The 21,122-nt window shown below is 72.6% G+C and carries 20 protein-coding genes; 7 read left to right on the forward strand and 13 right to left on the reverse strand.

Annotated elements, in window-relative coordinates; translation table 11 throughout:
* Positions 1–100: 100 nt before the first annotated feature.
* Together PZB75_RS20505 and PZB75_RS20510 are read right to left on the reverse strand one after the other, a co-directional pair.
* Positions 101–820 carry a L,D-transpeptidase gene (locus PZB75_RS20505; protein ID WP_275536749.1) on the reverse strand — a complete coding sequence of 240 codons (720 nt, stop codon included), beginning with the start codon at positions 818–820 and terminating at the stop codon, positions 101–103.
* A gap of 408 nt (positions 821–1,228) precedes the next feature.
* Positions 1,229–2,551, reverse strand: coding sequence for an MFS transporter (locus PZB75_RS20510; protein WP_275536750.1), 1,323 nt, complete (start codon positions 2,549–2,551; stop codon positions 1,229–1,231).
* Positions 2,552–2,613: 62 nt separating this feature from the next.
* On the opposite strand from PZB75_RS20510, the gene PZB75_RS20515 reads away from it, so the two are divergent.
* Positions 2,614–3,567 (forward strand): LysR family transcriptional regulator, encoded by a 954-nt coding sequence (locus PZB75_RS20515; protein WP_275536751.1) that lies wholly within the window; start codon positions 2,614–2,616, stop codon positions 3,565–3,567.
* Between the two features lie 143 nt (positions 3,568–3,710).
* Positions 3,711–4,028: a DEAD/DEAH box helicase gene (locus PZB75_RS20520; protein WP_275536752.1), complete on the forward strand. Its 318-nt coding sequence runs from the start codon at positions 3,711–3,713 to the stop codon at positions 4,026–4,028.
* A 239-nt stretch (positions 4,029–4,267) separates the two neighbouring features.
* Here PZB75_RS20520 and PZB75_RS20525 read toward each other — a convergent pair whose 3' ends face one another.
* The gene (locus PZB75_RS20525; RefSeq protein ID WP_275536753.1) at positions 4,268–5,041 is read right to left on the reverse strand and encodes an alpha/beta hydrolase; all 774 of its coding nucleotides are present in this window, start codon (positions 5,039–5,041) and stop codon (positions 4,268–4,270) included.
* Between the two features lie 103 nt (positions 5,042–5,144).
* On the opposite strand from PZB75_RS20525, the gene PZB75_RS20530 reads away from it, so the two are divergent.
* Positions 5,145–6,299 (forward strand): adenosine deaminase, encoded by a 1,155-nt coding sequence (locus PZB75_RS20530; RefSeq protein ID WP_275536754.1) that lies wholly within the window; start codon positions 5,145–5,147, stop codon positions 6,297–6,299.
* A gap of 135 nt (positions 6,300–6,434) precedes the next feature.
* Positions 6,435–6,776, forward strand: a complete 342-nt coding sequence (locus PZB75_RS20535) for a hypothetical protein (protein ID WP_275536755.1) — start codon at positions 6,435–6,437, stop codon at positions 6,774–6,776.
* A gap of 160 nt (positions 6,777–6,936) precedes the next feature.
* Here the strand turns inward: PZB75_RS20535 and PZB75_RS20540 are convergent, their stop codons facing one another.
* From PZB75_RS20540 to afsQ1, 5 genes are all read right to left on the reverse strand, one after another.
* Positions 6,937–7,140: a PspC domain-containing protein gene (locus tag PZB75_RS20540; RefSeq protein ID WP_275538790.1), complete on the reverse strand. Its 204-nt coding sequence runs from the start codon at positions 7,138–7,140 to the stop codon at positions 6,937–6,939.
* Between the two features lie 107 nt (positions 7,141–7,247).
* Positions 7,248–7,811 carry a VanZ family protein gene (locus PZB75_RS20545; RefSeq protein WP_275536756.1) on the reverse strand — a complete coding sequence of 188 codons (564 nt, stop codon included), beginning with the start codon at positions 7,809–7,811 and terminating at the stop codon, positions 7,248–7,250.
* Between the two features lie 586 nt (positions 7,812–8,397).
* Positions 8,398–9,042 (reverse strand): hypothetical protein, encoded by a 645-nt coding sequence (locus PZB75_RS20550; RefSeq protein WP_275536757.1) that lies wholly within the window; start codon positions 9,040–9,042, stop codon positions 8,398–8,400.
* A complete protein-coding gene (locus PZB75_RS20555) occupies positions 9,039–10,646 on the reverse strand; it encodes a HAMP domain-containing sensor histidine kinase (protein ID WP_275536758.1) in 1,608 nt (535 codons plus the stop codon). Before PZB75_RS20555 ends, PZB75_RS20550 begins: the two co-directional genes overlap by 4 nt.
* Positions 10,643–11,320, reverse strand: coding sequence for a two-component system response regulator AfsQ1 (gene afsQ1, locus PZB75_RS20560; RefSeq protein WP_275538791.1), 678 nt, complete (start codon positions 11,318–11,320; stop codon positions 10,643–10,645). Before afsQ1 ends, PZB75_RS20555 begins: the two co-directional genes overlap by 4 nt.
* 180 nt (positions 11,321–11,500) lie before the next feature.
* Here afsQ1 and PZB75_RS20565 point away from each other — a divergent pair, with 180 nt between their 5' ends.
* Positions 11,501–12,319 carry a SigE family RNA polymerase sigma factor gene (locus PZB75_RS20565; protein ID WP_275536759.1) on the forward strand — a complete coding sequence of 273 codons (819 nt, stop codon included), beginning with the start codon at positions 11,501–11,503 and terminating at the stop codon, positions 12,317–12,319.
* Between the two features lie 551 nt (positions 12,320–12,870).
* Here the strand turns inward: PZB75_RS20565 and PZB75_RS20570 are convergent.
* A complete protein-coding gene (locus PZB75_RS20570) occupies positions 12,871–13,512 on the reverse strand; it encodes a uridine kinase (RefSeq protein WP_275536760.1) in 642 nt (213 codons plus the stop codon).
* A gap of 129 nt (positions 13,513–13,641) precedes the next feature.
* Between PZB75_RS20570 and PZB75_RS20575 the strand changes: the two genes are divergently transcribed.
* Entirely contained in the window at positions 13,642–14,070 is a 429-nt protein-coding gene (locus tag PZB75_RS20575; protein ID WP_275536761.1) for a hypothetical protein, read from the forward strand.
* Positions 14,071–14,180: 110 nt separating this feature from the next.
* Here PZB75_RS20575 and PZB75_RS20580 read toward each other — a convergent pair whose 3' ends face one another.
* Genes PZB75_RS20580 through deoC form a run of 3 tightly spaced genes read right to left on the reverse strand, consistent with a single transcriptional unit; the run spans position 14,181 to position 17,523 of the window.
* A complete protein-coding gene (locus PZB75_RS20580; protein ID WP_275536762.1) occupies positions 14,181–15,110 on the reverse strand; it encodes an aldehyde dehydrogenase family protein in 930 nt (309 codons plus the stop codon).
* Complete coding sequence (locus PZB75_RS20585) at positions 15,110–16,567, reverse strand: aldehyde dehydrogenase family protein (protein ID WP_275536763.1); 1,458 nt, start codon at positions 16,565–16,567, stop codon at positions 15,110–15,112. The genes PZB75_RS20580 and PZB75_RS20585 overlap by 1 nt, the downstream gene beginning before the upstream one ends.
* 5 nt (positions 16,568–16,572) lie before the next feature.
* Positions 16,573–17,523, reverse strand: coding sequence for a deoxyribose-phosphate aldolase (gene deoC, locus PZB75_RS20590; RefSeq protein WP_275538792.1), 951 nt, complete (start codon positions 17,521–17,523; stop codon positions 16,573–16,575).
* A 250-nt stretch (positions 17,524–17,773) separates the two neighbouring features.
* Here deoC and PZB75_RS20595 point away from each other — a divergent pair, with 250 nt between their 5' ends.
* Positions 17,774–18,412 (forward strand): PH domain-containing protein, encoded by a 639-nt coding sequence (locus PZB75_RS20595; RefSeq protein ID WP_275536764.1) that lies wholly within the window; start codon positions 17,774–17,776, stop codon positions 18,410–18,412.
* An 837-nt stretch (positions 18,413–19,249) separates the two neighbouring features.
* Here the strand turns inward: PZB75_RS20595 and PZB75_RS20600 are convergent.
* Positions 19,250–20,899 (reverse strand): phospho-sugar mutase, encoded by a 1,650-nt coding sequence (locus PZB75_RS20600; protein WP_275536765.1) that lies wholly within the window; start codon positions 20,897–20,899, stop codon positions 19,250–19,252.
* Positions 20,900–21,122 lie beyond the last annotated feature (223 nt).

The raw sequence follows: 21,122 nt of genomic DNA on the forward strand, positions 1-21,122 counted from the left end.
GCCCGCCCGGGAACGGCCCGCCCGGAAACGGTTCGCCCGTCCGGACGGACCGTTTCCGCCGGACGGGCGCGGTTCAGGCGGTCAGGCTTCCGTCATCCGCTCACGTCCCCGGCTTGCGCCCGTACACGTACACGTCGTCGCCGTTGCGCAGCAGGTTCCAGTACGTCTTCGCGTCCGCGGCGCGCATGTTGACGCAGCCACCGGACCCCGGCGGGTTGTACATGCTCTTCGTGACGGAGTGGAACGCCTGGCCGCCGTCGAAGAACTGCGCGTACGGCATCCACACCTTGTAGAGCGTCGACCAGTGGTTGATGTGCCGCAGATAGACCTTCTTCGCGCCGGTACGCGTCTCCGCCCCGTCCCGCCCGGTCCGCACCGGCACCGGACCGAACTTCAGCTTGGCGCCGTCCTGGACCCAGCTCAGCTGGCGGGTCAGGTCCACGCAGGCGATCCGGCCCTTGTTCGTGGGGCACTTCTTCGCCTTGTTCGGGTTCTTCCCGGCCGCCTTCTGGGCGAGCATCGTGTTCATGGTGCGCCAGGTGATCTCCCCCGCGTAACCGATGGTGGGGGTGATCCCGTGGGCCCGCTGGAACGCCTGGATCGCCTTGCAGTCGGCGGCCGACTGCCTGCCGTCGGCCGGACGGTTCAGGAACTTCTCCACCCTGGCCTGGTACGGGCCGGTCGATGTCGTGCAGCCCGTCGCCGCCTGCGCGGACGTGCCGCTGCCCAGCACGACGGCCGGCGGGATCAGCAGCCCCGCGGCGGCCAGGGCGAGGCCCCGCCCGCCCCGCGAGGCCCTGAGCTTCCTACCTATGCGCATATGCCAACTCCCCTTCGCGTACGCTGCGTTGTTGATTACGCGTGCTCGTGCCGCTCCCGGCAGGCTTTGCCCCGTCGCGCCGCCCAGCACTTCCCCGAGCTCTCGGCTTCGCTCGACCAGGGGTGGCTCCATCCTCGCCGCGTTGGCCGAAAGCCCTGGTAGCTCCCCCAAGGTCTTGAGGACCAGGGAGGGCCCCCTCCAGGACTTCCGGCCGCCTTGCGATCGCACGCACCGGACGACGCTCCTTCGGGCAAACATTGCCGGTCATGTCACTAGACACGTGCCGGGGAGCGGCGGTTGTGCGGGTGTACGTCTCGGTTCGGTACGGCCGTACGGCGGCGCGGCTGTACGGCTCCGCGCCGCGCACCGGTCCGCGCGGGCCCGTACGGCTCCGCGCGGACCGGGTTCTCAGGGGCGCACGGCCCGCGCGGGATGGGCGGCCATGGCGGACGCCACCCGCCGCTGCGCGCGGGCGCACTTCGACCCGTACACCGTGATCGAGACGACGCCGAGGACCGCCAGCAGTCCGAGGGCCACCGTCGCCGCCCACCCTCCGGCGTGGAAGGCGACCGCGCCGAGCGTGCCGCCCGCGCTGCTGCCGAGGTAGTACGCGGACTGGTAGAGCGCCGATGCCTGGGCGCGTCCGGTGGTGGCCGTGCGGCTCACGGACGACGAGGCGACCGCGTGCCCGGCAAAGAATCCCGCCGTGATCAGGACCAGTCCGAGCAGCACCGCGGCCAATCGGTCGGCGAGCGAGAGGAGCAGACCGGCGGCGGTGGTGGAGACGGCGAGGTAGAGCGCGCCCCGGCGGCCGAGCCGGGCGACCAGCCGGCCCGCGGCGGCCGAGGAGACCGTACCGACCAGATAGACCAGGAAGATCGAGCCGACGACTCCCTGCGGCAGACTGAACGGTTCCTCGACGAGGCGGTAGCCGATCACGGTGTAGACCGCGCCGAACACCGTCATGAACAGCGCGCCGATCCCGTACAGCCTGCGCAGCAGCGGATCGGCGAGGTGCCCGCCGACGGTCCTCGCCAGTGCCTTCGGGTTCAGCGAGCCGGGGGTGAAGTGCCGGGCCCTCGGGATCATCAGGTGGAAGACGACCGCGCACACCGCGGCCAGCGCGCCGACCGCGCCGAGCGCCATCCGCCAGCCCCACAGCTGGGCGACCCAGCCGGTGAGGACGCGTCCGCTCATGCCGCCGATGCTGTTGCCCGCCACGAACAGGCCGATCGCGGCGACCAGCGACTTGGGGCGCACCTCCTCGGCCAGGTACGCCATCGCGGACGCGGGAAGTCCGGCGAGGGCGGCGCCCTGCACGGCGCGCAGCGCGATCAGCCAGCCGAGCGAGGGTGCGAACGGGACGAGCAGTCCGACCAGCACGGCCACCGTCAGTGAGGCGGTCATCAGCTGCCGCCGCCCGAAGCGCTCCGAGAGCGCGCTCAGCGGCAGCACACAGAGGGCCAGCGCACCGGTCGCGGCGGACACCGTCCAGGACGCCTGTCCGGCCGTGGCGCCGAACTCGGCGGAGACGGCGGGCAGTAGGGCCTGGGTGGAGTAGAGCAGCGCGAAGGTCGCGACACCGGAGGCGAAGAGCGCGAAGCTCATCCGGCGGTAGCCGGGGCGGCCGGGTTCGAGACGGTCCGGCAGACCGGTCGGGGAGTGCGGGTACGACGGCGGGGCTGCGGCGTCCACCGTGCGGATGGACGCCTCGGTACTGGCAGGAGACATGGGTCGAAAGTAGGCTGATCGGTTTCATGCGTCCAATGCACGGACTCGTCATAATCGTTCCCATGGCGCATGAACGCAGCTCACAGCCTCGGCTGTCACCGAGTAGTTACGAAGAAGACATTCGCGCGGTACTCGCGCCCCGGCTGGCGTACTTCGAGGCGGTGGCCCGGCACGAGCACGTCACCCGGGCCGCGCACGAGCTGGGCGTACCGCAGTCGACGCTGTCGCGGGCCATGGTCAGGCTCGAACAGGACCTGGGCGTCGCGCTGTTCGCCCGCAAGGGCCGTACCGTCTCCCTCACCCCGGCGGGACGCACCTTCCTGGGCTCCGCCGAACGGGCCCTGACCGAGGTGGAGAAGGCCGCCGACTCGGTACGCGCCGACGCCGACCCCGCCACGGGCCGGGTCTCCTTCGGCTTTCTGCACACCATGGGTTCGGAGACCGTGCCCGCTCTGATCCGCGCCTTCCGCGCCGACCACCCCCGGGTCCGCTTCCAGCTCGTGCAGAACTACGGCGAGGCGATGATCGAACGCCTCCGGGCGGGTGGCCTCGACCTCTGTCTGACCTCGCCCGTGCCGGACGCCCCCGATCTGGTCGCCCGCCGCCTCGACGAGCAGCGGCTGCGACTGGTCGTCCCGGACGACCACCGGCTGGCGGGCCGCAAGAGGGTCAGGCTGGCGGAGGCCGCCGAGGAGGCGTTCGTGACGCTGGAGCCGGGGTACGGCCTCCGGCGGATCACCGACGACCTGTGCGCGCAGGCCGGCTTCCGGCCGCGTGTCGCGTTCGAGGGGGAGGAGGCGGAGACCCTGCGCGGCCTGGTCGCGGCCGGCCTCGGGGTGGCGCTGCTGCCACCGCCCGCGGTGGCCCGCCCGGGAGTCGTCGAGCTGACGGTGACGGCTCCGCGCGCGGTCCGCGAGATAGGGGTGGCGTGGCTCGACGGACACCCGGACACGGCTCCGGTGGCCGCGTTCAAACGGTTCCTGCTGTCGCGGCGGGGACATCTGCTGCCCGACTGACGCATACCGCCCGGGGCGCACGGGCACCCGGAGGCGGAGCGGCACCGCCGGTGCCACGATGAAGGGGCAGGTTGCCCATCCGTCGACACACGTGGGCGGGTCCCGTGACGGGGCCGGTCCACCGGACCGCGTCAGGAGAAGCGATGTCCAAGGAGAACCGACCGCAGGGCTCCCCGCAGCACGGCCGCCCCGGCGGGATGCCCCGGCGCCCGGACGACGAGGCGCTGACCCGCCGTACGGAACAGGAGCGGGTCGACGCCGGGCTCGACGCCTACGACCCGGACGACGTCCCGGCCGCGACCGACACCCCGACCCGGGCCGGGGTCACGGACTCCGACGTCTACCGGGAGGAGAAGGCGGAGATCGACCGGGAGGTGCGCAACGGTGAGATGACCCCGGACCAGTTGCAGGCCCGGAAGGACCGCGACCCCTACCCGCCGACCCGCCACGACGAACGCTGAGCGGCAGCGACGAGCTGGAACCGCCATGACGGGACCTGACGGGACCTGAGAGCAGTCATACGGTCATGACGAGCTTGAGCTGCCACGGCGGGCCCCGGACCGTCATGACGAGCCCTGAGCCGTCACGACGGCCATCGGGCTCATCGGGTCACTTGACGCGGGGAGGCCGGGCCCCGGCCTCCCCGGCCCGTCCTCGCCAGATCCCTGCCCTGCCCTGCCCTCCCGTACGGGCGGCGCCGTCATGGCCGCAGTGAGCGCCCGAACCCCGCCGCCAGCGGCATCCGCAGCCCCAGCGGCGGCGGCGCGGCGAACGCGTCCGCCACCGGCCGCGCGTACCCCCGCCCGAACAGCGACCCCCGTACGAAGTCACCGGCCAGCGCCACCACCTCGGAGCGGTGCTGGCGCAGCGCGTGCCCGTCCGAGTGCACCTCGAACCGGCAGATGTCCCGGTTGGCCTTCTTGGCCCGCGCGGCCAGCCGGAACGACAGCTCCGGGTCGACCCGGGTGTCGGTGGTGCCGTGCACCATCAGCACCCGCCGCCCGACGAGCTGTCTCACCGGCTCCGCGTCGCCGCCCGCCGCCCCGTCGTCGGGCAGCCAGGGGGCCACCGCCAGCACGGAGGTGACCGCCGGATGCCCCGCGGCCCGCAGCGCCGCCCGGCCGCCCATGCCGTGACCGGCCAGGCAGACGGGCACGTCGCCGTAGCGCCGTACCACCTCGTCCGCCGCCCACTCGGCGTCCGCCGCGGGAGCCGCGTCCGTGGCGTCGGCGTGCCAGCCGCGCCAGCGGTAGCGCACCACGTGCACGGCGAGACCGTCGTCCTGGGCCGCGCGGGCCAGGGTCCGGGCCATGGGCAGCTGGGCCACGTACGACAGAGGGGAGGGGCGGCGGTGCGAGTCCGCCGAGCCGTCGGGCAGCAGCAGCACGACGCCACCCACCGCGGATTGTGCTCCGGCCGTTCCCACGGCCCGTCCCAGCCTCGCGGCAGGCAGGGGGAGTGCGCTCTGTGCCATGACAGAACATTGTCAGAAGATGGGGCGTCCCCGACCCGTTTTCACCGTCACTGTTACGCAGCGGCAAGGAGCGCTCTACGCGCGTAGGAGTTAGAGTGCCCAGATGACGAGCCAGACCCTTCACGTGCCAGGGCCGGAGCAGATCCGGCGCGCCCCCAAGGTGCTTCTCCACGACCATCTCGACGGCGGCCTACGGCCGGGCACCGTCGCCGAACTGGCCCGCGCGATCGGTTACGACGCGCTGCCGGAGACGGAACCCGACAAGCTCGGCGCCTGGTTCAGGGAAGCCGCCGACTCCGGGTCGCTGGAGCGCTATCTGGAGACCTTCGCCCACACCTGCGCCGTCATGCAGACCCGCGAGTCGCTGGTCAGGGTGGCCGCCGAGTGCGCCGAGGACCTCGCCGAGGACGGTGTCGTGTACGCCGAGGTGCGCTACGCCCCCGAGCAGCACCTGACCGAGGGCCTCACGCTCGAAGAGGTCGTCGAGGCGGTCAACGAGGGCTTCCGCGAGGGCGAGCGCAGGGCCCGCGCGGCCGGTCACCGCATCCGCGTCGGCGCGCTCCTCACCGCGATGCGGCACGCCGCCCGTGCCCTGGAGATCGCGGAACTCGCCAACCGGTACCGGGACCTCGGCGTCGTCGGTTTCGACATCGCGGGCGCCGAGGCGGGCTTCCCGCCCACCCGGCACCTGGACGCGTTCGAGTATCTGAAGCGCGAGAACAACCACTTCACCATCCACGCGGGCGAGGCGTTCGGCCTGCCGTCGATCTGGCAGGCGCTCCAGTGGTGCGGCGCGGACCGGCTCGGCCACGGCGTCCGCATCATCGACGACATCGAGGTGGCCGATGACGGCGGTGTGAAGCTGGGCCGGCTCGCCTCGTACGTGCGCGACAAGCGCATCCCGCTGGAGCTCTGCCCGACGTCCAACCTCCAGACCGGCGCAGCCGCCTCGTACGCCGAGCACCCGATCGGACTGCTGCGCACACTGCATTTCCGCGCCACGGTCAATACGGACAACCGGCTGATGAGTGGCACGAGCATGAGCCGGGAGTTCGAGCACCTGGTCGAGACTTTCGACTACACGCTTGACGACATGCAATGGTTCACCGTCAATGCGATGAAGTCGGCGTTCATTCCTTTTGACGAACGTCTGGCGATGATCAGTGACGTCATCAAGCCCGGGTACGCCGAGTTGAAGTCCGAGTGGCTTTTCCGGCAGACGGCCACGACCAGGGGTTCTTCCGTCACGACGGACTGAGTCGGCGCCTTCGCGGGAAAAGGCCGGAACGGCGGGTTCCGGCCTTTTCCCGCGTGCGGTGTGTTTGCGGGAGGCCCCGGGGGCTGCTTACGTTGCGTGGCCTCCCCCATCCCCTTCCCCAAGGATGAATTCCCCATGAAGCAGTCTGTTGTCAGGACTCTCGGCGCCGCCGCTCTCGGCGCCGCGTTCGCCGCCGCCGCCGGAGGCACCGCCTCCGCCGCTCCGCTGCCCATCGACGTCGGCTCGGCCGGTTCCACGCTGAAGACGGTCACGCAGACCCTGCCGCTCCAGGCGACCGCCGACAAGCTCCTCCAGGGCAAGCAGAAGAACAAGGCCGACAAGGGCACCACCACCGCCGGAAAGCGGAAGACGAGCAACGACGCCACCGACCCCGTCAAGGGCCTGCTCGGCGGTATCTCCACCAACGGTCTGACGACCAGCGGTCTCACGGCCAACGGCATCCCGCTCGGTCGCTGACCCCTCACCGCCCGGTACACGTCTGTGGGGCGCGCACCCGGCCCGGGGGCGCGCCCCACAGACGTGTCCGGTGGCCACCGGACAGTGGTTTTACCGGGTAGTGGTCACCGGACAGTCGTTACCGGGTAGTGGTCACCACTCGCCGGTCGCCATGCCCCGGTCACCACGCGCCGGTCGTCGCCCGCTTCTCGGACGGCAGCAGTATCCACAGCCCGAGATAGAGCAGGAACTGCGGACCGGGCAGCAGACAGGAGGCCAGGAAGATGATCCGCATGGTCGTCGGGGTGGTGCCGAAGCGCCGGGCCAGCGCCGCGCACACGCCACCGATCATGCGTCCTTGCTGGGGGCGGGCAAGTGCGGCCATGGTGAGCTCCTTCGCGAGCCGTTGGTGGGGGAGCGGTTCCGTGTGCTCCCGTACGGGCTTTCCCCGTACCTCCATGATGACTCCGCGAACAGGGGCAAAGCGTCGCTCTACGGGGCGATGCCGACCCTGGAAATCGTCGGGGTCGCACCCTGAGGGACCCCGTCCCTGAGCCGGTGGCCCACCACCTCCGCCGACTGATGCCAGACCCGCGGTCCGCGTCGGCGCAGCCATGCCCGGCCCAGCGGGACGAACAGCAGGTGGGCGACGGTCACCCCGACGGTGTTCAGCAACAGTGAGTCGACATCGACGACCTGCCCCGGCACCCCGGTCTGCGCCAGTTCGATGGCCAGCGAGATCAGCGCACCCGCGGCGACGGTCCGCGCCAGCGAGGCCCACGGGGACACGAAGAGGCGGCCCCCGGCCATCGGCAGCAGGACGCCCAGGGGGGCCAGCAGCACCAGCGCCTCACCGATCCGGCGGACCGCCTCGGCCGGACCGAGGGCGAGATCCGCCCTGATCCCGGCGAACGGTCGGAGATTGGCGGCCGTCACCCAGGGCACGTCCAGCGGGCGCAGCGTCAGCCACCCGACGAGCAGCAGATGCGCGAGGAGGAGGAATCCTCCCACCGCGCGGAAGCGGATGACGGTCTGACCGCCCGAACCTTGACGCACGCCCCCCTAGACGACTCGACCGGCGGGAACGGTTCCGCTCCGCCCCGGATGGAGACGTACGCGACTCCGGGCCCGGAGGACGGGCGAGGACGGCCGAAACTCCCGGAGGCTCCTGGCCGGTCCTGGAAGCGTCCGGCCGGTTCCGGCACCGTCCGGCCGATTCCGAGGGGCTGCGAGCGGACCGCCACGGGCCCGGCACGCGGTCCGGCGAGCGGGCCCGCGTGGGGGGACCGGGACGCGGTACACCGTGTGGTCCGGCGAGCGGGCCCGCACGGGGATCGTCACGCGGAACGCCGGGCAGAACGCTGTGCGGACCGGCGCGCGGACCGTCGGACGGAATGCCGTGTGGACCCGCACGGGAGCCTGCCGGTTCCGAGGGGCCGCGAGCGGACCGCCACGGGCCCGGCACGCGGTCCGGCGAGCGGGCCCGCGTGGGGGGACCGGGACGCGGTACACCGTGTGGCCCGGCGAGCGGGCCCGCACGGGGACCGTCACGCGGAACGCCGGGCAGAACGCTGTGCGGACCGGCGCGCGGGTCAACAGCCGGACAGCACCCGGACCGCCATGTGTGCGTCCGGCAAGGGGCTCACGGCAGCCCCAGCGTGCTGGGCGTCGGCGCGGCCTCCGGCCGGGTCTTCGTCTCCGACGTGCACAGATAGCCGCGCGCCGGGTAGTCGCCCGGACCGCCGAGCACCACCGTCTCCTTCGAGACGAGCGCCTGGTTGTCCGCGTACGTGCACACGATCTGCGCCAGCGCCTCGGCCGGCAGGTCCTCGGGCTGGACGCTCAGCCGCAGCGTGCCCGCCGGATCGCCCTCGTGGCCCTCGCCGATCCGCAGCGTCGCCGGGACGTCGGTGGAGAACCCCGCCCGTCGCTCCTCGGACGAGGGCGCGGCCCGCAACTGGTCCAGCAGCGCCCGTGCGATCCGCAGCCGGCCGGACCTCGATTCGTCGATCTGGACCGTACGGTCCACGCCCACCAGCCGCGACGCGCACACCAGCTGGATCTCGACCGGCAGTCCGTGCCGCCCCAGGGCCGGGACGTCGTCCGCGGGCAACGAGCACGGCACCCGGGACGGCGCGGCCCCCGCGTCCACCGGCACGGACGTCGTCCTGATCCCGCACCCGGCGGCCAGCGCCGCGCACACCAGCGCGCCCGCGAGCGCGACGGCTCCCCGGCGCACCCTGCCTATGCGGTGCGCGTCGGACGCGCCTAGGTCGTCGCACCTCATGACACGCCACCCTCCGTGCCTCGGGAATTCCGGTCCGTCGCGTCGCCCCGGCCCCCCGCGCCACCGGTTCCGTCGCCGTCGGGACCATCGGGGCCGTCGTCCTCGTCGGACGCCCGGCCGTCCAGCAGGGCCTCGGCGTCGCGCGGCAGCCGCAGGACGAACACCGCGCCGTCGCCGTCAGGGGAGTTCGCGGCCGTGATGTCACCGCCGTGGATGTGGGCGTTCTCCATGGCGATCGACAGCCCGAGACCGCTGCCCTCGGAACGCGGCCGGGAGGCGCTGGCCTTGTAGAACCGGTCGAAGACGTGCGGCAGGACGTCCTCGGGGATGCCGGGGCCGTGGTCGCGCACCTCGATGACCAGCTCGTCCCCCTCGGTCCGCACCGCGACCCGTACCGGCGAACCGCCGTGCTTGAGCGCGTTGCCGATCAGGTTCGCCAGGATGACGTCGAGCCGGCGCGGGTCGAGCCGCACCATCATGCCGCGCTCCGCGTCCAGGTCGACCGCGTCCAGCCAGGCCCGCGCGTCGACGCACGCGGTGACCTGGTCGGCCACATCGACCGTGTCGAGGACCAGACGGGCCGTACCGGCGTCGAAACGGGTGACCTCCATCAGGTTCTCCACCAGGTCGTTGAGCCGCCGGGTCTCGCTGACCACCAGATGCACGGCGGGCGCGATCATCGGGTCCAGGTTGTCGGCCTCGTCCTCCAGCACCTCGGCGACCGCGGTGATCGCGGTGAGCGGGGTCCGCAGCTCGTGCGACATGTCGGCGACGAACCGGCGGCTCGACTCCTCCCGCGCGGTCATGTCCGCGACCTTCTTCTCCAACGAGTCCGCGGTCCGGTTGAACGTCCGCGAGAGATCGGCGAGTTCGTCCGTACCGGAGACCACGAGCCGGGTGTCGAGCTTGCCCTCGCCGAGCTTGCGCGCCGCGTCACCGAGCCGCTGCACCGGCCGCAGCACCGTCGAGGCGGCGGCCTGCGCGAGCAGCGCCGCACCGACCAGCGCCAGACCGGTGGCGATCCCCAGCGACCACGCCAGCGAGTTCAGATCCTGCCGCTCCTGGTCCAGCGACTTCAGCATGTAACCGGTCGGGCCGCCGCCGATGATCCTCGTACCGCCTACCAGGTACGGCGTGTCGCCGATCACGATGCGCTGCCAGAACAGGTGGTACTCGTACTTGTTCCCCGTCTCCACGTCGTGCTTCTTGTTCACCTGCTTCTGGAGCGAGGCGGGCACGTCGTCGAGCGTGAAGGTGTCCAGATCGGAGTTGCCGACGATCGGCTTGCCGCCGTCCCGCTCGTCGACCAGCAGCACGCTGTAGCCGGGGCTGCTGCTCGCCATCTGCGCGGCGGCGTTCTGGAGGTCGTCCTTGGTGGGGGACGCGGGCAGGGACGCAGCCCGGTTCTGCATCTCCTGCCGGAAGTCCCCGAGCGCCGAGTCCTGGGTGCGGGTGAGGACCGCCTCCCGGTTCAGCCAGTACGCGATCCCCGACGCGGACACCGCCGCGGTCAGCGCCACCAGCCCGAACACCACGACGAGCCGCAGCCGGAGACTGGTCCACCGGAGCCCCGCGAGGAGCCCCCGTCTCGCGACACCGCTCACTGAGGCGAGTCCAGCCGGTAGCCCACCCCGCGCACGGTACGGATCAGCGTCGGCGAGGACGGCACGTCCTCCACCTTCGCGCGCAGCCGCTGCACACAGGCGTCCACCAGCCGCGAGTCACCGAGGTAGTCGTGCTCCCACACCAGCCGCAGCAACTGCTGCCGGGACAGAGCCTGTCCCGGCCTGCGGCTCAGTTCGAGGAGCAACCGCAGTTCGGTCGGCGTGAGCTGAAGGTCCTCGCCGTCCTTGGTGACGGTCATCGCGGACCGGTCGATGACCACGCTGCCGAACGTCGCCGAGTCGGTCGACTCGCGTTCGCCACGGCGCAGCACGGCCCGGATACGGGCGTCGAGCACCCGGCCCTGGACGGGCTTCACCACGTAGTCGTCCGCGCCGGACTCCAGTCCGACCACGACGTCGATGTCGTCGCTGCGCGCGGTCAGCAGAATGATCGGCAGCTGATCGGTGCGCCGGATGCGTCGGCACACCTCGAAACCGTCGATCCCGGGCAGCATCACATCCAGCACGATCAGATCCGGCCGTTGCTCGCGCAGCAGATTCAGGCCGTCCTCTCCCGTCGCCGCGGTGGCCACTCGGTGGCCCTGGCGTGACAACGAGAGTTCGAGGGCCGTGCGGATGGCGTCGTCGTCCTCGATCAGCAGCAGGAAAGGCACGAGCGCCATTCTGGCCCATGGTGGAGCTTCAGTTCGACCGCTGGGGTCCCCTTCCGTCCGGCGGACGCCCCCGGAACCCCTGTGACAGGTCTGTGACAGATGGGGGACAGCGCGATGAAACTGCCCCGGCAAGCTCGGTGCCACACGGAACGAACGGACTCCACCGATGGGGGGCGCCAGATGAACGCACTGCACAGCACCACCTCAAGCGCAGTTGTCACACGGCTCCACGACGTCGGTCGGAGCACCGAGAAGGCCGGCGCCGGAGCGGGGACCTCGCTGCTGGAGCGGGGCCGGGAGCTCGGGGGCGGACGGGGATGCGTCCGAGGCATCGGGCGTCAGCACCCGTCCACCGCCACGGCGGAGCAGGGGCGCACGTCCCTCATGGCGATGCGCGACGCGCAGAAGGCGGTACGCGGGGGGAACGCGCACGGGGAGGGCACGGGGGAGCGGAAGGCCCCGGCGGAGACCGAGAGCGCCGAAGTGGCGTTCACGGCCTACGTCCAGGAGCGCCGCGCCTCCCTGTACGCGACCGCCTACCACCTGACCGGCGACCGGTTCGAGGCCGAGGATCTGCTCCAGAGCGCCCTCTTCTCGACGTACCGGGCGTGGGACAGGATCACCGACAAGGCGGCGGTCGGCGGATATCTGCGCCGCACCATGACGAATCTGCACATCAGCGCCTGGCGCCGGCGCAAGCTCAACGAGTACCCGACCGAGGAACTGCCGGAGACGGCGGGCGACACGGACGCGATGCGCGGCACCGAACTGCGCACCGTGCTCTGGCAGGCGCTCGCCCGGCTGCCCGAACTCCAGCGGACGATGCTGGTCCTCCGTTACTACGAGGGCCGCACGGACCCGGAGATCGCGTCGATCCTCGGCATAAGTGTCGGCACGGTGAAGTCGAGCATCTGGCGGTCGCTCCGTCGGCTGCGCGAGGACGAGGTCCTCAGCTTCGGCCGTGACGAGGAGGAGTCCTTCGGCGAGCTGGTGGCCTGAAGGCAACGGGGGAGCGGGGGAAGCGGGGGGAACGGGGGACGGGGGAAAGCGGGGGGATACGGGGGTGGGGGTACGGGGGAAGCGCTGTGGGGCCGGACGGGCCGGGGGGTCCTGTCCGGCCCCACAGCGCGTCGCGTCGCGTCCCCGAACGTGCGCGTCGCGCACCCCGCCCAACGGTTCCTACCGGGACCGCCCGCGGGCCTGACCAGCCCGGCCCGACCCGCACACGGCCTCGGTCGGCCCGGCCCCGCACACGACGCCTGTCCGGACACGCACGGCGCCGTCCTCGGCCGACCCGGCCCGCACACGGCGTCAGCCCGTACGGCACGCGGCGGCGTCCGCCCCCACAACACACGGCGTCAGCCCGTACGGCACACGGCTCCGGCACAAGGCGCCGGCCTCGGCACAGGACGTCCACTTCACGACGAACGAGGCACGGGCGCCCGCCACGACGCACTCGCGTCCGCGTCACGACGCACGGCGCCGGCCTCACGACGCACGGCACGCACACGCGCCGTGGGCCGCCCCGCCCGTCAAGGCGCTCGCGCCGCCTACGCCGCCCCGCGGGCCGGGGCCGTGCGCCGGCAGCGGCCCGCCGCGGCCGCCGCCAGCCGTCCCAGGGCCTCATCCGCGCCGCACGGATAGGCGCCCAGCGCGGTCTGGCGGGCCACGATCCGGCGTTCGGCGCGCATCAACCGCCAGCCCCGGCGCAGCAGGAACGGCACCGACTTCCGGCCCTCCCGCAGATCCCGCACCAGCCGGCGGCGGAACGTCGTCGTCGGGCGACCGCGCAGACACAGGGCGTCCGCGAGCAGTCCCAGTTCCTGGCAGCGGTCGACGATGTCCGCCGCGAAGATGCCCTCGGCCACGAACAGCGGCGTCCGGTCGATGTGCAGGGTTTCGCGGTCGACCCGGGCGCTGGTGGCGATGTCGTACACCGGGACGTCCGTACGCCCCGTGCGGCACAGCTCCCCGATGGCGGCCACCGCGGCCTCCGCGTCCCAGGACCGCACGGAGTCCCAGTCGATGTCCGTACTCCCCGGGACCAGGGGCAACGACGGGTCGTCGCCCTCCTTGTAGAAGTCGTCCAGGCGCAGCACCGGCAGCCCGGTGCGGGCGGCCAGGGAGGACTTTCCGGAGCCGGAGGGGCCCGCGAGCAGCACGACACGGGTCGGGATCGGTTGGGGACTCACAGAACAGCAGTGTGAGGCATTGACCCGGGCAGGGGACCCCCGGGTCGTCCTGTTGGTACCCGGCAGCCCATCTCAACTACTCTGCGCATTCAGTCGATTACCGACCACACTCGAACAGGTGGGAAAAACATGGCACGTCACGCACTGTCCAAGCCCAGGCGCCGCGCTCTGCTGCGCGCCGGACTGACCCTCACCGCCGTGGGCGCGGCGCTCGGGGCGGGGGGTGCGGCGGCCCAGGCGGCGCCGCTCCCCGCCCTCTCGTCGCTCGGGACCGGCGGCCCGTTGGGCGAGGTCGGTGACACGGCCGGTTCCGCGCTGACCAGCGCGCTCGGGACATCGCTCGCCGGGAGCCTCACCCCGGTCACGCATCTGCGCCTCGACCCGCTGGCCGGGACCGGCACGGACCCGCTGAACAACACGGTGGGCACCCAGGTCGCCGACTTCAAGCCGCTCAGCACGGCGTCCCTCACCGACCCGATCACCAGCGGGGGCGCGTTGAAGGACCTGCCGCTGGTGGGCACGGTCACCACGCTGCTGACCGGGTCCCCGGCGAGCTGATCCGCGGAGGCCGGCGCGGCCCCTTCGGAGACCCTGGGGATGTCCGAAGGGGCCGAGGGCCGTCCCACGCCGACCGGGCGCCGGGGGCAGGCCGTGGGGCAGGCCGTGGGTCAGTACGACGAGCCGGAGACGCCGAGGGCCCCGGTGGGGTGCCAGACCGTCTTGGTCTCCAGGAAGGCCGTCAGCCGCGCCGTGCCCGGATCGGTCAACCAGTCGCCGTCGCCGCGCCCCCCGTCCTTGCCGTCCTCGCCGTCCGCCCGCCGCGGACGCAGGACCCGCTTGAGGTTGTCCGCCGCCGCGATCTCCAGCTCCTTCGCCAGCCCGGCGTCGGCGCCCGTGAGGTCGATCGCGTTCACGTCCTGGTGGGAGGCGAGCGGGGCCGCGATCTCCGCGGCCTTGCCGGACAGGACGTTCACCACACCGCCCGGCAGGTCCGAGGTGGCCAGCACCTCGCCCAGCGAGAGCGCGGGGAGCGGGGACCTCTCGGAGGCCACGACCACCGCCGTGTTGCCCGTCGCGATGACCGGGGCGATCACCGAGACCAGGCCCAGGAACGACGAGTCGCGCGGGGCCAGGACCGCGACGACCCCGGTCGGCTCGGGGGTGGAGAGGTTGAGGAACGGGCCCGCGACCGGGTTCGCCCCGCCCACCAGCTGGGCGACCTTGTCGGTCCAGCCCGCGTACCAGACCCAGCGGTCGATCGCCGCGTCGACGACCGCCCCCGCCTTGGACCTCGAAAGGCCCTCGGCGTCCGCGACCTCCCGTACGAACTGGTCCCGGCGGCCCTCCAGCATCTCCGCGACCCGGTAGAGGACCTGGCCCCGGTTGTACGCGGTCGCGCCCGACCAGCCGCCGAACGCCTTACGGGCCGCGACGACCGCGTCCCGGGCGTCCTTGCGGGAGGACCGCGGCGCGTTCGCCAGCCATGTGCCCTTGGAGTCCGTCACCTCGTACACCCGGCCGCTCTCGGAGCGGGGGAACTTCCCCCCGACGTACAGCTTGTAGGTCTTGAAGACGCTCAGTCGGTCGACCGTGCTCATCAGTGCTCGCCCTTCGGACTCGACGGCGCGAGGTACGCCTCCAGGCCGTGGCGGCCCCCCTCGCGGCCGTGACCCGACTCCTTGTAGCCGCCGAAGGGCGAGGTCGGGTCGAACTTGTTGAACGTATTGGCCCAGACGACGCCCGCCCGGAGCTTGTTCGCCACCGCGAGGATGCGGGAGCCCTTCTCCGTCCAGATGCCGGCCGACAGGCCGTACTGGCTGTTGTTGGCCTTGGCGACCGCCTCGTCCGGGGTACGGAACGACAGCACCGACAGCACCGGGCCGAAGATCTCGTCGCGGGCGATGGTGTGCGCCTGTGTGACACCGGTGAACAGGGTCGGCGCGAACCAGTAGCCCGCCGACGGCAGTTCGCACGGAGCCGACCAGCGCTCCGCGCCCTCCGCCTCACCGGTCTCGGCGAGCGCGGTGATCCGGGACAGCTGCTCCGCCGAGTTGATGGCGCCGATGTCCGTGTTCTTGTCCAGCGGGTCGCCGAGCCGGAGCGTGGTGAGCCGGCGCTTGAGCGCGTCCAGCAGCTCGTCCTGCACGGATTCCTGTACGAGGAGACGTGAGCCCGCGCAGCAGACCTGGCCCTGGTTGAAGAAGATGCCCGTGACGACGCCCTCGACGGCCTGGTCGATCGGCGCGTCGTCGAAGACGATGTTGGCGCCCTTGCCGCCGAGTTCGAGCGTGACGCGCTTGTCGGTGCCCGCGACCTGGCGGGCGATGGCCTTGCCGACGGCGGTCGAACCGGTGAACGCGATCTTGTTCACGTCCGGGTGCTCCACGAGCGCGGCGCCCGCGTCGCCGTACCCCGTCAGGATGTTGACGACGCCCTTCGGCAGCCCCGCCTGGCGGCAGACGTCCGCGAAGAACAGCGCGGAGAGCGGGGTGGTCTCGGCCGGCTTCAGCACCACGGTGTTGCCGGTGGCGAGGGCCGGGGCGATCTTCCACGCCAGCATCAGGAGCGGGAAGTTCCACGGGATGATCTGCCCGGCGACACCCAGCGGACGCGGGTTCGCGCCGTAGCCCGCGTGGTCGAGCTTGTCGGCCCAGCCCGCGTGGTAGAAGAAGTGCGCCGCGACCAGCGGGAGGTCCGCGTCACGGGTCTCCCTGATCGGCTTGCCGTTGTCCAGGGTTTCGAGGACGGCCAGCTCGCGGGAGCGCTCCTGGATGATCCGGGCGATCCGGAACAGGTACTTGGCGCGCTCGGAACCGGGCAGCGCCGACCACTTCTCGAACGCCCTGCGGGCCGCCTTCACGGCCCGGTCGACGTCGGCGGCGCCCGCCCGGGCGACCTCGGACAGCACCTCCTCGGTCGAGGGGCTGACCGACTTGAACACCTGGCCGTCGGCCGCCTCGGTGAACTCGCCGTCGATGAACAGGCCGTACGACGGGGCGATGTCGACGACCGAACGCGACTCCGGAGCGGGCGCGTACTCGAACGCTGATGTCATGGGGATCAGTCCACCGTCACGTAATCGGGGCCGGAGTACCGGCCGGTGCTGAGCTTCTGACGCTGCATCAGCAGGTCGTTCAACAGACTCGACGCGCCGAAGCGGAACCAGTGGTTGTCCAGCCAGTCCTCGCCCGCCGTCTCGTTGACCAGCACGAGGAACTTGATCGCGTCCTTCGCGGTCCGGATGCCGCCCGCGGGCTTCACCCCGACCCGCACCCCCGTACGGTCCCGGAAGTCGCGCACGGCCTCCAGCATCAACAGGGTGTTCGCGGGAGTGGCGTTGACCCCGACCTTGCCGGTCGACGTCTTGATGAAGTCCGCGCCCGCCAGCATCCCGAGCCAGGAGGCACGCCGGATGTTGTCGTACGTGGACAGCTCGCCGGTCTCGAAGATGACCTTCAGCCGGGCCGTGCCGCACTCGGCCCGGACGGCGACGATCTCCTCGTACACCTTGAGGTAGCGGCCCGAGAGGAAGGCGCCGCGGTCGATCACCATGTCGATCTCGTCGGCCCCGGCCGCCACCGCGTCGCGGACGTCCGCGAGCTTGACGTCGAGCGCCGCGCGCCCGGCCGGGAAGGCGGTCGCGACGGACGCGACCTTCACGCCGGACCCGGCCAGCGCGGCGACGGCCGTCGCCGCCATGTCGGGATAGACGCAGACCGCGGCGGTGCGCGGCGTCGTGCGGTCGGTCGGATCGGGATGGACGGCCTTGGCCGCGAGCGCCCGGACCTTGCCCGGGGTGTCCGCGCCTTCCAGCGTCGTCAGGTCGATCATCGAGATGGCCAGGTCGATCGCGTACGCCTTGGCCGTCGTCTTGATCGAACGGGTACCGAGGGACGCGGCGCGCGCTTCGAGGCCGACGGGGTCGACGCCGGGCAGCCCGTGCAGGAAGCTGCGCAGCGCACTGTCGGACGCGGTCGCGTCGGCGAATGCGTGTGCGTGGGTGGTGGGCATGGTCACCAGAGGAGCATATCTACGCGCGTAGCGACCTGTACAGGGGGCCGATGCCACCACCGTGGCCGCGCTGCGACCGCAGCCGGCGCCACCGCGGTCGTTCGTGCTGTGCCGGCGGTCGGCGCCACGGCGGTGGCCGGTCGGCGCCATGGCGGTGGCCGTGCCGTGACCGAGGCCGCTTCCGACGTCGTGGCCGTGCTGTGACCGGCCGCACCGCCGTTCGCCGTCCGCGTCAGGCAGAATCGGCCCCATGACGAGCCCCACTCCGCCCACCGAGCCGACCTACGCCGACCGGACCTTCCGGTCGCCCGCCGGGCTGGTCGGCGGTGGGCTGACACTTCTCCTCGTCGTCCTGGTCGGCGGCGACGCGCTGATCAGGGGCGACGGACGGGTTCCGTGGGTGGCACTGGCGGGACTGCTGTTCGCCGTACCGCTGATCGTCGCCTTCACCCTGCGCCCCGTGGTCTCCGCGGGGGCCGAGCGCATCCGCATCCGCAACCCGTTCCGCACGATCACGCTGCCGTGGACGGACGTCGCCGATGTGCGGGCCGGCTACTCCAGCGAGCTGTTCACGAACGACGGCGCCAAGTACCAGCTGTGGGCCGTCCCGGTCTCGCTGCGGCAGCGCAAGCGGGCCGCGCGGCGGGCGTCCCGGCAGTCCCAGGACGATCCGTACGGCAGGACGTCGGTGCACGCGGACATCCGCGACAAGGCCGCGCGCACCGCGGTCGCCGACCAGGCCGTGCTCGATCTGCGCGAACTCGCGGAGCGTGCGGGCCACACACCCGACGCGCCCCGCACGGAGGCGTCGGTCCGCTGGGCCTACGAGGTCATCGCACCGGCCGTCGCGGGCGCGGTGCTGCTCGTGGTGCTGCTCGCGATCGGCTGATCCGGGCCCTGGCGGGCGCGGGAGCGGAGCCGGGTTCGGCTCGCGCGCCAGGCCCGCGCTTCCAGGCCCGCGCTTCCAGGCTCGCGCTTCCAGGCCCGGGTTCCGTGTCCGGTTTTCCGTCTCGCGCCCCGGCTCGCGCTCCTCACCCGCGCCCCGGACCCGCGCCTCCGGGCCCGGCTTCCCGGTCGGCGTCCCCGGCTCGCGCTTCCCGGCCCGCCTTCCGGCTCGTGTCTCCGGCCCGCGCTCCTCGCCCGCGCCCAGGCCCGCCGTTAGGTCCGGGTCCGGGTCCTCGGTCCCGGGTCCCCGGCTCGGCTTCCCGGCCCGCCTCTAGGCCCGGGGTTCCCGGTCCGGCTCCCCGGCTCGTGCCTCAGACCCGCGCACCTGGCGCTTCAGGCCCGCGCTCCTTGCCCTCGCACCTGGCGCCGCAGGTCCGCGCCCCCGGCACGGCTTTCTGCCCGCGCCCCCGGTCCCGCGCTTCCAGGCCCGGGTCTCCGGCCGGGTCAGGCCCGGCTTCCCGGCCCGCGCCCCACGGCCCGGGTCCCCTGGCACGGCTTTCGGCCCGCGCCCGTCGCCCGGGGCCCCGGCCGACGGGCGCGCCCCGGGGCGCCGTGCGTGGTGGGGCAGCGGCAGCCGTAAGAGGACAGGAGCACGCGCGTCGCGTCCCCCGGCTTCCGGCGGCCCCGGCTCCTCGGCTTACGGTGGCCCCGACTCCTCCGGTTTCCGGCGGCCCCGACTCCTCCGGCTTCCGGCGGCCCCGGCTCGTCCGGTTTCCGGCAGCCGCTTCCCCCGGTTTCCTGAAGCCGCGACCTCCCCCTGCTTCCGCGAGCCGCGGCTCCCTCAGATTCCGGCAGCGGCCGCCAGGTCCCGCTTGAGCGCGGTGAGCAGTTCGTCGGCCTTCGCGCGGGCCGCGGGCAGTCCGGCCGCCGAGGTGACCGGGACCACCACTTCCAGGTAGCACTTCAGCTTGGGTTCGGTGCCGCTCGGGCGGACGATCACCCGGGCGCCCGTCAGCCGGTAGCGCAGGCCGTCCGTGGGCGGCAGGGACTCCGTGCCCTCGGCCAGGTCCTCGGCGGACGTGACGGCCAGACCCGCGAGCGTGGTCGGCGGGTGTGCGCGCAGCTTCCGCATGGCGTCCGCGATCAGCGACAGATCCGCCACCCGCACCGCCAGCTGCCCGGTGGCGTGCACGCCGTGCTCGACGGCGATGTCGTCGAGGAGTTCCAGGACCGTGCGGCCCCGCTCCTTCAGCGTGGACGCCAGCTCGGCCATCACGAGCGCCGCCGTGATGCCGTCCTTGTCGCGCACCCCGTCCGGGTCGACGCAGTAGCCGAGCGCCTCTTCGTACCCGTACCGCAGCCCGTCGGCCCTGGCGATCCACTTGAACCCGGTCAGCGTCTCCTCGTACCCCAGACCGGCCTTCTCGGCGATCCGGCCGAGCAGCGACGACGACACGATCGACTCGGCGAGCACACCGGTGGCGCCCCGGTCGACCAGATGGGTGGCGAGCAGCGCGCCCACCTCGTCGCCGCTGAGCATCCGCCAGTCCTCGTCGCCGTCAGGCACGGCGACGGCGCAGCGGTCGGCGTCCGGGTCGTTGGCGATGATCAGATCGGGCGCCGGATCGGCGCGGCGGGCGGTGGCGAACGCGAGGTCCATCGCGCCGGGCTCCTCCGGGTTCGGGAAGGCGACGGTGGGGAACTCGGGATCGGGTTCCGCCTGCTCGGCGACGAGCACCGGTGCGGGGAAGCCGGCCCGGGCGAAGGCGGCGGTCAGGACGGCCGTGCCGACGCCGTGCAGCGCGGTGTGGACGGTACGGGCGGTACGCGGCGAACCCTCGGCGAGCACGGCGTCCGTCCGGGCGAGGTACGCGGCCAGGACCTCGTCCCCGAGGACCTGCCAGCCGCTCTCCGGCCGGGGCACCTCGTCGAGCCGGCCGACCGAGGCGATGGCGTCGGCGATCCCGGCGTCGGCGGGGGGCACGATCTGCGAGCCGTCACCGAGATAGACCTTGTAACCGTTGTCGCGCGGCGGATTGTGGCTCGCGGTGACCTCGACGCCCGCGACCGCGCCCAGGTGCCGGATGGCGTACGCCAGCACCGGGGTGGGCAGGGGGCGCGGCAGCACGGCCGCCCGCAGCCCGGCGCCGGTCATCACGGCGGCGGTGTCGGACGCGAAGTCCGCGGACTTGTGACGGGCGTCGTAGCCGATGACCACGAGCCCGTCGCCCTGTCCGGTGGCCTTGAGGTAGGCGGCGAGTCCGGCGGCGGCCCGGATGACGACGGCCCGGTTCATCCGCATCGGCCCGGCCCCCAGCTCACCGCGGAGCCCGGCCGTACCGAACTGGAGCGTCCCGGCGAAACGCTCGCCGAGCGCGTCCCGGTCGCCGGACGCGATCAGCGCGCCCAGCTCGTCGCGGGTCTCGGGATCGGGGTCCTCGGCCTGCCAGGCCCTGGCCTGCGCGACGAGGTCGTCGTGATCGTGCTGCACGGTGTCCGCCTCTCGGGGGATGGGGTACGGGTGGAGTCGGGGGTACGGGCCCGGGTCCCTCGGCGCCCCGGGCCCGGCCCCGACCCGCCAGGGACCGCTCCGTCGGACGCGGCCGGACGCCGTCGGACGCGGACGATCGCTTCCGGACACGGTCAGGTACGGCCGGAAGCATCCGCAGCATCCGGAAGCATCCGGACGTGGACAGTCGCTTCCGGACGCTGCG

It is taken from the genome of Streptomyces sp. AM 4-1-1 (genome assembly GCF_029167625.1).
Lineage (GTDB): Bacteria > Actinomycetota > Actinomycetes > Streptomycetales > Streptomycetaceae > Streptomyces.